Genomic DNA, 15,652 nt, shown 5'->3' with positions numbered 1-15,652 from the left:
CACTATCTCTCCCTAATCATCATGTACATATCGGGCTCGCGGTATATCGCACCTAACGCCTTAATAAAATCACGGCTCAATGTCTGATACTCGTCTGTTTGCTGCTCTATGGCAGCTTCAAACGCATTAGCCAACATATGAATATGCTCTGGAAAGATGGTAATTTCGCCAAAGGTGAAAAAACCTTCCATCTTACGCCTTGCCGTGCTGCCCTCTGGCAGATATTCAAGCCAAGTTTGATATTGACCGCGTGAGCAGGTAACCACTGCTTTTAAGCAATCTACGACCCCTAAGTGGTGACCAATGGCTAGGCCATAATAAATCACCGATTTGGCTTCTTCCGGCACATCTGTTTGTTCGTCGACAAACTTGCGACTTAAAGCGTAAAACAGCACCTTGTCTGACATAGGCAATTACCCTTGATTTACGGCGACAGCTTCGCCCATTGATGCAGGTTGACCCATACGATTTAACACAGCGCGATTAATGCTAGTGATAATCTCGGTTAAACGTGGGTCTTCTTTTTCGTCGAGATAAGCCTTGATTTTTGCATCGACATTGGATGGATCTGCACTGGCAAGTACAGTCATAAACTCATCAGCAATTTGGGCACCATAACGGTAACCAGCAAAGCGGCGGGCTTCACGTTCAATCAAGGTTTTGATCTCAAGTGGAATGCCTGTGTGCTTCAAGGTCACGACTTCGCCTTCACGCTCATCATGGTGTTTTGCTTTAAGTTTTTGGTCTAACAAACCAAGCGCCACTGCAAAGCCATAAATGGTTGCCGCTGGCGTTGGTGGACAACCTGGAATGTACACATCCACAGGAATGATCTTGTCAGTGCCGCCCCATACGCAGTAAAGGTCATGGAAGATACCGCCGTCATTACCACAGGCGCCGTAGGACACCACAATTTTAGGATCTGGCGCCGCTTCATAAGCGCGCAGTGCAGGCATACGCATTGAGCGCGTTACCGCCCCTGTGTATAGCAAGATGTCGGCATGACGCGGTGATGCCACAACCTTGATACCAAAGCGCTCAGCATCAAACACTGGCGTGATGGCAGCAAAGATTTCAATTTCACAGGCGTTACAACCACCGCAGTCAACTCGGTATACATACGCTGAGCGTTTAATGTCTTTAAGCAAGGTGCCTTTTAGTTTTGCAGCTTGTTCATCAATCTCGACTGGTACCGCTGTAGTGTGGTCATTGCCAACGATTTTCTTAATACCCTTCATTGACGACCTCCTGTTTCAAGGCATTGCCCTGCATCAGTCCGTCACCTTCAAGCATATTGGCTTTACGGCGACAATCTGGACAGGTGTTAAGTTGTTTAGCGCGAATATCAATTTGCTCTTGGTCGAGACCAGATTGAATTAGCAAATCAAGGGCATATTGCACCGCTTTTTTTGGCGCAAATGGCGTTTCGCACTCTTGGCAATGGGCTAATTTAAATACCGCTTGCTCGTATAAATCGGCTTTGTTGGCTACCGCCAGTTCAAAGTCTTGCGACAGTTTAATTGCACCAGTTGGACAAACCTCCTCACAGCGGCCGCAGTAGATGCAGCGCGCGAGGTTCAGTTGCCAACGACGTGAGTCGTCGGTTTCTTTGGTTTCCATAATCAGCGCATTGGCTGGACAGGCGCGAGTACAAGCCGCGCAGGCAATGCACTGCTCTGGCTCGTACTCAGGACGACCACGAAAGTCGTCACTGGTTTCATAAGGAGCAAAGGGGTATTTAGTGGTCGACTCACCCGCTTTAGCAATCGTTTTAAATAATTTAAACATGGTGTCTCCCTACTTAAGCGGTGAATGCTTACGTTCCATGCCGTAGCGTTCAAACTCTTTGTAAGACAGAGTTTTAGACTTACTCTTACGCTTATCGACAATGGTGACGCGGTCAGTACACGAGTAACATGGGTCAAGTGAGCCAATAATCAGCGGCGCATCTGACACCGTATTACCACGTAGCATGTAGCGCAGTACTGGCCAGTTAGCATAGGTCGCCGCGCGACAACGCCAGCGGAATAGCTTCTGGTTATCACCTGTCATGCTCCAGTGTACGTTCTCTCCACGAGGTGCTTCTGTGAAGCCAAGCGCAAATTTATTTGGTTGATAATCAAAGCCTTCGATTAGCAACTTACCTGGTGCTAAATTGTCCAAGCCCCACTCAACCATGTTGAGTGAGTCATACACTTCGCGTACACGAACTAACACACGGGCACGTACGTCACCCGTGTTTTCGTGCTGCAGCTCCATTGGCATCTTGCCGTAAGATTCCAGCGTGCCGCCATGCACAATACGCGCGTCACGTTGCCAGCCAGTACCACGTATAGCAGGGCCTACAGGGCTAAAATCACGAGCAACTTGGCGGTCTAAAATACCTACGCCACTAATACGACTATCTAGGTTTGGCGTCGCCATTAAGAAGTCCACCAGCTCGTTAAACTCATCACGCACTTCACGCACCATCTTGATACCTTGTGAGCGATGTGCAGCGAGAATGTCGCGGCGCACACCACCAATCAGGTTCAGACCGTAAGTTTTACGCGCGCCAGTTAGTAGCTCAGCCAGCTCCATGGTTTTTTCACGTACGCGGAAGAACTGCATGAAACCGGTATCGAAGCCGACAAAGTGACTTGAAAGACCAATGTTGAGTAAGTGCGAGTGCAAACGCTCAACCTCAAGCAGCACGGTGCGGATCATCTTGGCGCGCTCTGGCACCTGAATGCCAAGGGCATTTTCCACACTGTTTGAGTAACCCACGCTGTGGGTAAAGCCGCAAATACCGCACACACGGTCAGTCAGGAACGCCACTTCGTGATAACCCATGCGGGTTTCAGCGAGTTTTTCCATGCCGCGGTGCACGTAGAACATGCGGTAATCAGCATCAACAATGTCCTCACCATCTACGAATAAGCGGAAGTGTCCTGGCTCATCCGAGGTAATGTGCAGCGGCCCCACTGGCACAATGCGGTTTGAGTCGTCACCTAATTGGTTATCAAATGGGTAAGTCTCATCTTCAGTAGTAGGCATTGGGCGCTGACGGTAGTCCATTGCATCTTTACGCAGTGGGTGTAAGTCTTCTGGCCAGTCATCCGGTAGCACTAAGCGGCGCTCATCCGGTAGACCAACAGGACGCAGACCATACATGTCACGGGCTTCACGCTCGCCCCACACCGCTGCTGGAATGTGCGGCGTGATTGATGGAAACTCCTGGGTTTTCTCATCAATTAAGATTTTCACCGTTACCCAACTTTTCACTTCACCTTCCATCGAAAGCGCGTGGTACAGGGCGAAGTGACCATTGATGCTACGTTCGTCATTACCCCATGACACAGCTAACCAGCCGCCTTGCTCGTAGTACAACCACTTCATCACCTCAATTAATGAGGTTGGTTTCACAGTGATAGTGACCTGGTTTTCGGTTTGCCACTCTTCTTCAATAATTGCCGAAGGAAAGAATTGATGAACCCCTGCAACATAGCCGTAACCGATTTTATTATCTCTTTTATGGTTGGCATGGCTAAATGCTTGTTTCGCGCCCCCAACTGGGGCGTCTTCGCTGCTTTGATAATTAGTATTAAAATCCACAGGAACTCCTCGCTTATTGCTGCGCTAGTGGGATTTCAGTCAGATCGGCATTGGCCTGCTGCTGAGTTTGATGAAGAGACTTGAGAGGAAGATTCAAAGTATTCATCACGCTACTTTCTTCGCTATCAAGGATGACAAGCGCTGCACTATCAATCCCTTTTAGTACAGATGTTGGAATGGCTGTCCCCATTACAACTAGCATTACTACAATCGCAGCCATTGGCGCTAAGGTCATAAAGCCAAGCTCACCTTTTTCCACTTCTTTAGGTTGCTCGCCCATCACGCATTGGGCTGCCATATAAGCTAAACCGCCAAGAACAATGGTTAAGATCAGTAGTAATACGATGGTAAATAGCACTCTGTCGTCGCCAATGGCGGCTGTCACTAAAGTGAACTCACTGACAAAGATGCTAAATGGAGGCACGCCGCCTAGGGCTAATGCACCAATCACCACTAACACACCTGTGATAGGCGCAACACGCAAAATGCCTTTCACAATGCCAATGTCACGGGTGCCGTATTTCAGCAAGATATTGCCGGCGCCGCAGAACATGAGGGTTTTAGCTAAGCTATGGTTGATAACGTGCAGTAGTGCGGCAATCACACCTAGTGGTCCAAGTGCGATAGCTAGAGTAATTAAACCCATGTTCTCAACACTTGAGTACGCCAACAGACGTTTGATGTCGCGTTGGGTGATAATAAAAAATGCCGCAGTCGCTACCGAAAGGAAACCAAAAATCAATAACAGGTTCTGCGGCAAAGCTGGACCAATCGCTTTAACCGTGATGATGTAGTAACGTAGAATTACTAACAAAGCACAATTCAAAAGCCCTGCTGAAAGCAGTGCACTCACAGGACTTGGCGCCTCGGAGTGAGCGTCGGGTAACCAAGCGTGCATTGGGAACAAGCCCACCTTAGTACCAAAGCCAATCAGCACGAAGATGAACGCAAGATGTACTAGCGTTGTATCCAATGCCTGAGCATTTTGATGAATGTCAGTCCAGAAAATGGCATTAGCTGGGTCAGCAAACACAGCTGCTGCGTTTGAGTAAGTTAGGATTGAACCGAACAAACCAAATGCAAGACCAACCGTACAAATCACAATGTACTTCCACGCGGCTTCCAGTGACGAGCGCTGACCGTAAAGACCAACCAAGAACACTGAGCAGATGGTGGTTGCCTCAATGGCGACCCACATCATAATCACGTTATTTGCCGTTACCGCCACTAACATAGAAACGATAAACAAATTAAACAGGCCGTAGTACAGCGATACCTTAGTGCCAGAGATTTCACCGTGTTTATACTCATGGCCAATGTAGCCAATTGAGTACATACCGGTAAGAATCGAGACTAAACCCAGTACCCCTAAGAACAGGCCAGATAGCCCATCTAGATATAACCAGCGACCCTCAGACATCACAGGTCCATCAAAGAACACTGTGCCAGCCAAGGTAAATGACAACACTAAAATGGCAATCATCGACAGGGCGTGACAGCCTATAGCTATCTTGCGGCCACCCTCGCCGCCTTTAATGCTAGCGAATGAGATACCCGCTGCCACTAAAGGGATCACCATAAGTAATAGCAACATATCAGTTGGAGACATCTTGATTACCCCTTAAGTTGATTCAGTTGATTCACATCTAAGGTGTTCAACTTGTTGAAGATTTGACGGGCAAGGATCACCATGAAGATCACCGCAAATACAGCGTCAGTAGTAATACCAATCTCGACAATGCCAGGCGCTTTGTTAGCTAATAGCGCTAAGGTTAACGACGAGCCGTTTTCCATTAAGCAGTAGCCAAAGAGCTGTTTAAGAATGTTGCGCTGACTGACAATGCACAGCAGACCTAAGAAGAAGTGGCCTACTGACACCGCAAGTGCTGGCTTTAGGTGCTCAACAATCGGCAAAGCAACTGACTCAACCGCCTGGAAGCTGGCGATACAGATGATGCCCGCAATTGGGATTATCCAGCTCATGCTCAGTGCTGGCTTATCTGCACTTGGGTCACTCATTTTGCTAAGCGCGTAGTAAAGCAGCGCAGGTAATGCAATCACCTTGGTGATGAATGCGGTTATTGACCAATGGTATAACTCGGTGGCGTCAACCGACTTGGCGATCGCCAAGAAGGTCAACACTAAAACCAGCGACTGCACCGAGTAGAGAATCGCGGCAGATTTCGCCTTGCTTGAGCCGATGAGCATCACGCTGGTGATGATCAGCAAGCCGGCAAGGTTGTTAATTACAATATCTGGATTCATAAATCCTTCCTTATCTCAGTGCTATACAAGCCAGTTAGCAGCGATAACGCTTGAACACAGTGACATCACAATCAAGATGATAATCACCACTTTCATTGACGCTGGTAATGGTTTAGCGTTGGCAACCGCCTCTGAAGGCTCGCCGACAACTGACTTACCGAACCAGTACAAGATCCAACCGAAGCTCGCGACCGACTCAATCAATGCCAAAATCATGATTGGCATTAACCAGCTGTGCTCGGCAGACAATTCAAAACCTGCTGCAAACAGTGGGAACTTACTGAAGAAGCCGTTAAATGGAGGCACACCGGTAATTGCCAAGGTCGCAACACAGAAGCCGACAGCCAGTAGCGGCGACTTTTTCACCACACCTTTAAGCTGAGGCAACATGCGCGTACCCATGGTGTAACTGAATGCACCGGCAACTAAGAAGAACAAGCTCTTAGCAAACGCGTGGTTGAAGATGTAAGTAATACCGCCTTCTAGTGCTAGCTTTGAGCCGAAGATCGACAGTGATAGCGCTAAGAAGATGTATGAAAGTTGAGTGATGGTTGAGTAAGCTAATAGGCGTTTCATGTCCTTTTGCGGAAGGTACATGATAAAGCCGTAAATTAGCGTGATGATGGCACTGACAACACCGATAACACCGATGATTTCAGGAATTTCGCCGCCTTCCATAATAGCGCGAGCAAAGATGTACACGCCCACTTTAACCATAGAAGCTGCGTGTAAGTAAGCACTCACAGGCGTTGGCGCGTTCATCGCGTCTGGTAGCCATACATGCAGTGGTAACTGAGCTGATTTCGCCCAAGCTGCAAACAAGATACCCATAAATACGATGGTCTTAGTGCTTTCATCCAGTGTGGCTAATGCGCTAATTGCGAACGTGCCAGTTGCATTGAATACAAAGGCTGCTGCCACAAATAAACCAATTGAGCCCACATGGGTCACCAACAATGCTTTAAGCGCAGCTTTAAGCGATTTAGGCGACTGGTAGTAACCAATTAGCGACCAAGAACAGGCACCTGTTACTTCGAAGAAGAACAGCTGACCTAAAATGGTCGATGATAGTACTAAGCCCGCCATTGCACCGATGAAGATAAGCAAGAAGGCGTAGTAACGTGGCATTCCCTCATGTGGATGCTCGCGGTTACCCTCTGACATATAGCCAAGTGAGTACAAACTCACCAGTAAACCAAGCACCACAACGGCAACAGTAATTAACGAACTAACCTTATCGATGGTGATGCCAAATAATTCAACTTGGCCAATCGACAATAATGAATAACTCACACTGGATTCGCCGCCACTTAGTAGCGTGATGGCGATACCAATCGCACCTGCAGATGCTATACCTGCAAAGCACTGACAAACCCACTTGGCGGTGTCTTTCGGCACTAATACCGTTAGGATTGCCCCGATAAACGGTGACAAAATGGTGAGTAGAGCAAGAGTTTCTAACGTCATCTTATTTGCTCCCTATAGACCGATTAAGTAGAAGATGAAGCCAAGTACAGCGATGCCAAATCCTACCCAAGTCAGGTGATGTGTTTTTAAGAAGCGGGTACGAGCAACACTGTTCTCGATAACACCGGCGATTAAGAACACCACGAATAACTTGGCAAGTAAGATAGGCGTCGCCATGAGCACACCGCTAAAGGTCAGCTCAGCGGCTTTACCAAATGGGATGAACAAGGCAAGGAAGAGTTGTGCAACCACCAGCTGCTTAAGGCCAAGAGCCAGTTTGACTAAAGCAAAGCCAGAACCTGAGTACTCAGTTACCGGACCTTCTTGTAGCTCTTGCTCAGCTTCAGCGCTATCGAATGGCAGCTTACCCATTTCAATGAACACAGCGAACGCACATGCAGCACCGGCTAGCAACACAGCCCCAGGCACTTGCCAAGTTTCGGTTGCCATATAAGTACTGATGTAACCTAAGTCAAAGGTGCCTGCAGATAACGCCATAGTGAAGATAGACAGCATTAAAATTGGCTCGACTAACACGCCTAAGGTCAACTCACGGCTTGAACCCACACCAGCGTAAACACTGCCTGAGTCCAGACCCGATAGAGAGAAGAAGAAGCGGAAAATCGCGAATAAGTAGATATCGGTAATCACATCACCGGCAATCGGGAACGGTGAGCTATTGGTCACTGTTGGTAGCGCCATGCCGACAAGCAACATAGTTGCGATCAGCACCATTGGCATTACCTTAAAGACTAACCCAGACGGATTTGGAGCAACTTCTTGACGACGAAGCAGCTTAGCGATATCGCGGTAGTCTTGCAGCACGCCAGGACCTTTACGAGAGTGCATCTTAGCGCGAAGCACACGAGTAAAACCTGTGGCCAGTGGAGCAAGACCAATCATGAATAATGCCTGAAAGACTGCTAAAGCAATCCAATCAGGACTTGGCATTTCAAGCCCTTGCATTAGTTTACTCCTAAGTTAAGTGGGACGAATAGCAACACCAGCAGTGCCACAATGATGTACAGACAGTAAGCGCGGAAGTCACCGTACTGTAGGTTTTGCACCACTCGGCCAACTCGCTGCACTAGGGCAACAACAGGCAGAATCATCTTGTTATCGAATTGCGGCTCAAGTGAGCCTGCACCGTTAGTTGTACCGGCTAAGGTTTTAGCCATTAATGGTGCTGGGTCGATGCGTTTACGTAAGGTATAAAGCGGCTTGAACATCGAGCGTACAGGCTGGGTCACACCACCTGCAGACACTGACATCTTGTCTTCATAACCATAACCACACGCCCATGGGTCACCGGCATTGCGACTCGCCATTTTTGGACCTTTAAACATGGCCACAAGCGCAATCGGTACGATGAATAGTGCAGTTAACGTGATAACAATGACTGGAGTAGACAGAATTGCTTGGCTTGCATCGCTTGGGATAAGCGCAAAGCCTTGAGTAACCGTAACAGCTTGAGTATCCACTAAGGTGCTCGCAACCGTTGAGATAACAGGTGCAATCCAAGGCGAACCTACACCTAGGATGATACAAAGCACAGCTAAGCTGCCGGTGCCAAATACCATGGTCATAGGCACTTCAGTGGCTTTGGCAGCTTGTGGGCTGCGGGCGCCGCCGCTAAAGCAAATACCAAATACCTTAACGAAACACATACAAGCTAACGCGCCAGTAATCGCAAGCATGACTACAGCGATTGGCGCAGCGCTTTGCATTGCAAGTGTGCCTTCTTTACTCATGGTTAATAGTGATTGATAGATGAACCACTCACTCACAAAACCGTTAAGTGGCGGCAGAGCAGAAATCGCCATAGTACCGATTAAGAAAGCAATTGCAGTTAACGGCATTAGCTTGGCAAGGCCGCCCATCTTTTCCATATCTTTAGTGTGTACGCGGTAGATAACCGAGCCAGCACCTAAGAAAAGTAGACCTTTAAACACAGCGTGGTTAAGTAAGTGGTATAGACCACCTAATAAACCTAATGTGGCGAGAATTGGCATATCGTGAGCGATACCAATCATACCGATACCCACACCAATTAAGATGATGCCGACGTTCTCAACAGTGTGATAAGCAAGTAGACGTTTAATATCATGCTCAGCAAGGGCGTAAAGTACACCTAGCACTGACGATACGCAGCCAAAGGCTAATACCACATAACCCCACCAAGCTGTCTCAGCACCTAGGAAGTCGATGCTTACCTTGATGATACCGAACACACCAATCTTAACCATCACACCTGACATCATTGCCGATGCGTGAGAAGGCGCCGCCGGGTGAGCCTGAGGTAGCCAGCCGTGCAGCGTGATGATGCCCGCTTTGGCGCCGAAACCGAAAAATGCTAATAAGAACACTGCAGATGCCTGCATGTCTGTTAGCTCAGCTTTGGCGAACTCAGCAAAGTTCAAGCTACCTGTTTCGCGGTACAGGATGTAGAAGGCAATCATGATAAATACAGAGCCTGCATGAGCAATCAAGAAGTATTGCAGACCTGCTTTAACACTCTTCTCGTTTTGCTCAGCGATAACCAGGAAGTAAGACGCTAGCGACATCATCTCGAAGAACACGATGAAGTAGAAGGCGTTGTCACAAACCACCAAGACAACCATAGAGGCGATGAAGCTGTACATAAAGAAGCCCATTGCATAGGCACCTTTACCAAAGTACTCCTTCATGTAAGAGATAGAGTAAACCGAGGTCGCCACCACCAATAGTGAAATCACCATCAGCATGAAGGCCGACAAGCCATCAAGGCGAATGATAAAATCAGAGAAATAGAACGGGCTGTAAATCGCCTTAACGATAACCTCACCCGACAACAGGGTTGGGATACTGGCCGCGATACCGGCAATACCTGCGCAGGTACCCAGCACGCCAGACAGCTTGCTTGCTAATGCCTCTTGCTTATAAAACAACAAAGAGCCGCACGCAGCCGCCACATACAAAATGATAGATAAGAGTAAAAAATCAAGCGATGTCATGACTGTCACCCTCCGCAACGTTGGCTGGGTTACTAGCTACCAGCACAGGTTGTTTTGGCGCATCAACACCTAAAGTGATGTTGGCACCAGTGCAAGCAGCTTGCTCACGCTTATGATCAGATGCGCCAGCTAGGTTGCCCTCGTTAGCAAAGAAAATCGCTCGAGTAGGACAAGCCGCGACGCACGCAGGGCCTTCAGGATTGCTGTGGCAAAGGTCGCACTTAATCGCGATACTTTTTACTCCAGGCTCCCAGGCCAATAGGTCATTACCAAAGCAGCTCGGCGTTGATGTCGACGGGTTACTCGAATGAATATCTGATGGGATATGAATGTCGTAAGAATTTGCCATCGCGATGGGGCGGCTACCATCGAGTGAAATCGCGCCGAATGGGCAGGCAATTGCACATAATGTACAACCGACGCATTCGGTTTCATTCAGAAGTACTTTCCCGTCCTTCTGAGTGATAGCTTTTACTGGGCAAACAGTGGCACATGGAGCGTCTTCGCAATGACGACACATCACAGGCGCTGTCGCGCTCTTGTGCCGCATTACCGTCAATCTTGGTTTTGCTTGCAGTCCTTTCGCCTTATGCACTGTGGAACATGCTGCCATACATGTCCCGCAACCAATACATTGCGTCGGATCTGCAATAAGAAAACTATTCATAATCAGCCTTTTGTTTTTATTGCAGTACTTGACCTGTTATTACAAGTTCCACACCAAGTTTTAAACGCACCTCTCAGTTTGGAAAAAGCAGTTTTAAATCAATGTTTTTATTAAGATTTTTAATCAAGCAAAAATAAGATGGTGCTAATAAAGGCGTTAGATTTGGTTTAAAAATTAAACTTTGTTTAATGCTGTCGACATTAGTGTCGATGGCGAGATTGTGGGGTGACAGTGATGGGGATCACAGGTGGGAGGTTGATCCAAACCAAGTTAGGAATGTGGATTTTCCAAACTTCGTTTGGATTAACAATTAATGACTGCGTCATTTGCAACCTGCGGTTGCGAGAGGATGACCAAGCTGCGCTTGGTGAAAGTCGTGGGATTTCATCCCACACCCGACCAAGAGGGAGTCAACAGCAACTCCCTCTTGGAACTCCCTTGCCGCTCCGACGAAATTTTTGAAAAGCGAAAATTTCCAACGGAGTATTATTTAGCGTCTGACTTCGCTTGGAACCTGCTTCGCTCCATTAAAAAACACCTAACGCTTCCGATGGGGCGTCCCTTCCCCTCGAAAGCTAGTCGGCCATCTCTAGTAAAGGGATTTACTGATGTCACGATGGCAGGGATGCCAAAGAGTGACCATGGCTGAACTCACGGCGTTTTTTCATTTCACTCTGGTGGTCTGAAGGCTGCAAAAAAAGCAATAAAACCTAAAGGCAGCTACCAATATAAATGTCGCTGCAGGCTCGATAGGTCTCCGTTGGAAGTGCCCGAATGCGTAGAGCTAATTGACGTGATGGAGGCAGGACGCCGACATAGCCTCAGATGAGCCAGGGATGGCGTATATGAGGCGATAGTCAATTCGCTCGTGGCATGAGGACTAGCACTTCGCCGGAGCGTTGCGGGTTTCCAAAGGGGAACAAACGCTTTTCCCCTTTGGTCGGGTGTGGGTGGAAAACCCACGACTTTGAGCAACGGTACGTTGCAAATGACAAAGTCATTAAAACTTATGAACCAGCAATGAAATCACGACGAATAACCAAACTCGGGTGTGGGTGGAAAACCCACGACTTTCACCAAGCGCAGCTTGGTCATCCTTTCACAACCGCTGGTTGCAAATAGCGCAGCTATTAATCTTTAATCCAAACGAAGTTTGGAAACACATAAGTAATTTGGAATCCCAAAAAACCTTTATTCAAAGGTTTTATGAAACCAACTTTAACACCAAACGATCATTCTCTTGTCGTCTCACCCAACCATCTCGTTCCATACGGTTAGCTAACGGAATAGCATATTTACGACTCAAATGACTGCGGTCTTTAATCTGCGCCATCGACAATAAGTCGAGCTTTTCACAACCGCTGAGTACATCTTCAACCAGTTGATTATAAAGCTGGGTGTCGTAATAAATATGGTCATCCAACAGGGTGACGTATTTAAGCCGCGCTAGGTTTTTAATCAGCTTTTTATCATTGCCAACTAGCTGTTTGTCGGCAGCAATGCCGGCACGCTCGGCATCGCGCACTTTGGCTAGTAGATTTTGACTTGCTGGGCATAAGTCATCTTCACTCATGCCCTGACCTGCTACCCAAGTATCAAAGCTTAGATGCACTTTTTCCTGCGCTTTAAGGCGCTGCAATACTAAATCAATGGTCACGGGCGATAGTTTCAAGCGTGACACAAACTCGGCGCTGGTGATGGCAGCGGCAGGCTCGGCTAATAGCATCAATATTTTCTGCTCCGCTTCTTCGACAAGGCTGGTGAGTAAATAGTGTTTATCGGTTTCAATCAGCTTTAAGTCACTGACTACATCAGAGCCTTTTACGCAGGCAAATTGCTGCTTTTCAAGTACGCCATTAAGCTGCAGCTGCACCTTGGTTTGATACGGCGAGTTAAAATCTTGCGGTAGTTGGTTTAGCAGATGATACAGCTGACGACGTTGCCAGCGCATAATCGGTGTCAGCCAGGCGATGCGACCACCAGCAATTAAGCGACTGCCACCTTGCTGAATAAGCGCCACCGACTGACCGAAATAACAGGTTACTGGCGCTTTTAGCTTAAGACGTACCAGCTGAGTGTCGGTAATTTTGATCATCTGCGCGATACCATTCCAGCTGCCAATGGCGACTTCCAGCTGACAATTGCGCAGCTTGTCGGCGCGTTTATTCAACCGCAAAATGATCTCTTGGGTGCCTTGATGCACTTGCGGCTCATTGGTTAAGCAATCGCCGCGGTGAATTAGCTTAAAGTTAACCCCTTTAATCCCCACTGCGACGCGGCTGGTGCCTACAACATTCTCGACACTTTTATTGTAAGTTTGTAGATTACGTACCTTAACCACTTGATTGCTTGGCATTAAGTGCAGCTTATCACCAACATTCAACTTGCCGCCAACCAAAGAGCCTGTGACCACAGTGCCGATACCACTAATGCTAAAACTGCGATCCACATATAAGTGGCAAGATTGTACACCCGTGGCAGATAACGCCTGATCTGCTGCAGATGCAGCTCCCGCTTCTTGAGCAGCACTAATAATTGAATCATCGTTTAGCTCATCGCTTATCAGCTGCTTAAGTTCATCAATATTGTCACCGCTGTGGGCGCTGACACAGATGACGTTAGGGATCTGCTCACAGGTGTCCATCACCCGTTGCAAACATTCATCTTCAAGCTCGCTCAAACGGCGCTTATCAACCAGGTCCGATTTAGTTATACATACCAAGACTTTGGCATGACTCATGGCATTAACTACTTCAAGGTGAGCCTGAGTCATTGGCATCCAGCCTTCGTTGGCAGCAACAACCAACAGCACTAGATCGATACTCCACAGGCCTGCCACCATATTGCGGATATAGCGCTCATGCCCCGGCACATCAATAATGCCTATTTGATGATCTTTAGCATCTTTAAAATGCGCGAAGCCAAGGTTTTGTGTCATGCCGCACTCTTGCTCGGCCTTACGCGCGGTCATAATGCCGGTCATGGCATAGATAAGCGCAGTTTTACCATGGTCAACATGCCCTGCTAATGCTACCACTGACGAAAGGCTTGAGTTTTGCTCAACTTGAGTTAGCGCGTTAGCTTGCCCATGGGAGTGATGAGTTGCTTGAGAGCCAGTTTGCAATGTCATTAGCTATTACCCTCTTGTTGTTTCCCTTGCCCAAGCTCTTGACTAACTCGCTCCTGACTAAGCGCCTTTTGACTAACTGGCTGTTGCTCAGGTGCAAACAGCGCGCAAAGTTGATCAAATAGCACTTCAAAATCATCTTCGGTCACGCTGGCTAAGTTGAGCACAAAGCGGTCGCGATTTATCACCCCAATAACAGGTACAGGGCATGCGCGCAGCTGCTCACTATGCAATTTCGCCTCACCCACTATGGCAACGCCATAACAAGGATAATCACAATCAGGTAGCGTGCCGCCACCAACAACCGCGGTCATCGGCTGCACTTCAACCTTATCGCCAAAGTAGCAGGCAAGCTTTTCAGCGTAACGCTTAGTCAGTGGTAAGCGCTCGATTTGCGCCAGAGAAATACCCTTGCCCATGTCGCTGCGATTAAGCTTTTCAACTAGCAAGGCTTCTAGCAGCGACAAGATAATTCGTCCCGGCCTAAAGGCGCGCATCATCGGGCTTTTTTCAAGTATCTGAACTAAATCATCACGGCCACACACGATGCCGGCTTGTGGGCCGCCAATTATCTTATCGCCAGAAAAACACACAAGATCTGCCCCTTGCTTGATGTAGCGGCCTATGTCTTTTTCTTCTGGGCAAAAATCTTCAGTGGATACGCCTGAGCCTTGGTCAACCGCCAAAATCACATCTTCAGGCAATCTGGCTTTCAGCGCCTTGATATCTACCGACTCGGTAAAGCCGCGAATGGCAAAATTAGACTGGTGTACCAGCAGCACCATGGCAGTATTTTCGGTAATGGCGTTGATGTAGTCATCGCAGGTGGTGACATTGGTAGTGCCCACTTCAACTAACTTGGCACCTGACATAGCTAAAATATCAGGGATACGAAAGCCGCCGCCGATTTGAATTTGCTCACCGCGGGAAACAATCACTTCTTTACCTTGGGCCAGCGCCAACAAAATTAGGTACACAGAGCAGGCATTGTTATTAACCACCAGCGCATTGTCAGCGCCAGTTAGTGCCTGAATTAGCTTGGCGATTAACCCCTTGCGTTGCCCACGCTTACCTTTATGTAAAGCTAACTCAAGATTATTGTAGTGGGTATTGACGTCTTTAACTTGGTCCCACAGCTCTGGGCTAATGGGTGAACGCCCTAAATTGGTATGAATAATAGTACCAGTGGCATTAATCACTCGCTGCTGACGCACGAGCATCAATTTAGACAACTCACGAGTAATACCCGCTTCTAAATCAAAATGGGTAATGGTTTGCGACTGCTGGCTCGCGCGCACTTTAGCGAAATACTCTCGCACAGCCTGAGTCACTAATGGCCGACTCAACTGAGCTATGAATGGGGTAATAAATGGGCGCTGCAGGACTTGCTCAACTTGGGGAAGGCGCAGCCTTCCATTTGAATAAATATTCACATCAGAGGAAGAAACATCACCAGTTTCACTATTATCATCGCTGACATCACTAATTTTATAAGTAGTCATTACTTATTGCTCCACTCATTGATGAAACCATCTAAAT

At 47.9% G+C, this 15,652-nt stretch carries 12 protein-coding genes; all 12 read right to left on the bottom strand.

What is annotated here, in order from left to right; translation table 11 throughout:
* Nucleotides 1-2 precede the first annotated feature (2 nt).
* The 12 genes from G3R49_RS09055 to selA all read right to left on the bottom strand — a co-directional run bounded on the left by G3R49_RS09055 (nt 3) and on the right by selA (nt 15,615).
* Nucleotides 3-407 (bottom strand): formate hydrogenlyase maturation HycH family protein, encoded by a 405-nt coding sequence (locus G3R49_RS09055; protein ID WP_167869441.1) that lies wholly within the window; start codon nt 405-407, stop codon nt 3-5.
* A gap of 6 nt (nt 408-413) precedes the next feature.
* Complete coding sequence (locus G3R49_RS09050; RefSeq protein WP_167869440.1) at nt 414-1,238, bottom strand: NADH-quinone oxidoreductase subunit B family protein; 825 nt, start codon at nt 1,236-1,238, stop codon at nt 414-416.
* A complete protein-coding gene (hyfH, locus tag G3R49_RS09045) occupies nt 1,225-1,788 on the bottom strand; it encodes a hydrogenase 4 subunit H (protein ID WP_167869439.1) in 564 nt (187 codons plus the stop codon). The genes G3R49_RS09050 and hyfH overlap by 14 nt, the downstream gene beginning before the upstream one ends.
* 9 nt (nt 1,789-1,797) lie before the next feature.
* Entirely contained in the window at nt 1,798-3,594 is a 1,797-nt protein-coding gene (locus G3R49_RS20305; RefSeq protein WP_207234070.1) for an NADH-quinone oxidoreductase subunit C, read from the bottom strand.
* A gap of 13 nt (nt 3,595-3,607) precedes the next feature.
* Nucleotides 3,608-5,203 carry a hydrogenase 4 subunit F gene (locus G3R49_RS09035; RefSeq protein ID WP_167869438.1) on the bottom strand — a complete coding sequence of 532 codons (1,596 nt, stop codon included), beginning with the start codon at nt 5,201-5,203 and terminating at the stop codon, nt 3,608-3,610.
* Between the two features lie 5 nt (nt 5,204-5,208).
* Nucleotides 5,209-5,859 carry a hydrogenase 4 membrane subunit gene (hyfE, locus tag G3R49_RS09030; RefSeq protein ID WP_130601075.1) on the bottom strand — a complete coding sequence of 217 codons (651 nt, stop codon included), beginning with the start codon at nt 5,857-5,859 and terminating at the stop codon, nt 5,209-5,211.
* A 21-nt stretch (nt 5,860-5,880) separates the two neighbouring features.
* The gene (locus tag G3R49_RS09025; RefSeq protein WP_167869437.1) at nt 5,881-7,326 is read right to left on the bottom strand and encodes a hydrogenase 4 subunit D; all 1,446 of its coding nucleotides are present in this window, start codon (nt 7,324-7,326) and stop codon (nt 5,881-5,883) included.
* 12 nt (nt 7,327-7,338) lie between these two features.
* Complete coding sequence (locus G3R49_RS09020; RefSeq protein WP_167869436.1) at nt 7,339-8,292, bottom strand: respiratory chain complex I subunit 1 family protein; 954 nt, start codon at nt 8,290-8,292, stop codon at nt 7,339-7,341.
* Nucleotides 8,292-10,319, bottom strand: a complete 2,028-nt coding sequence (gene hyfB / locus G3R49_RS09015; protein ID WP_167869435.1) for a hydrogenase 4 subunit B — start codon at nt 10,317-10,319, stop codon at nt 8,292-8,294. Before hyfB ends, G3R49_RS09020 begins: the two co-directional genes overlap by 1 nt.
* Nucleotides 10,306-10,986, bottom strand: a complete 681-nt coding sequence (locus G3R49_RS09010; RefSeq protein ID WP_130601067.1) for a 4Fe-4S dicluster domain-containing protein — start codon at nt 10,984-10,986, stop codon at nt 10,306-10,308. The genes hyfB and G3R49_RS09010 overlap by 14 nt, the downstream gene beginning before the upstream one ends.
* Before the next feature lie 1,204 nt (nt 10,987-12,190).
* A complete protein-coding gene (selB, locus tag G3R49_RS09005; RefSeq protein ID WP_167869434.1) occupies nt 12,191-14,116 on the bottom strand; it encodes a selenocysteine-specific translation elongation factor in 1,926 nt (641 codons plus the stop codon).
* Nucleotides 14,116-15,615: an L-seryl-tRNA(Sec) selenium transferase gene (gene selA, locus G3R49_RS09000; RefSeq protein ID WP_167869433.1), complete on the bottom strand. Its 1,500-nt coding sequence runs from the start codon at nt 15,613-15,615 to the stop codon at nt 14,116-14,118. The genes selB and selA overlap by 1 nt, the downstream gene beginning before the upstream one ends.
* Between the last annotated feature and the right edge of the window lie 37 nt (nt 15,616-15,652).

The organism is Shewanella sp. WXL01 (genome assembly GCF_012263345.1).
GTDB lineage: Bacteria > Pseudomonadota > Gammaproteobacteria > Enterobacterales > Shewanellaceae > Shewanella > Shewanella maritima.
This window is presented reverse-complemented; position numbering and strand designations above follow the sequence as displayed.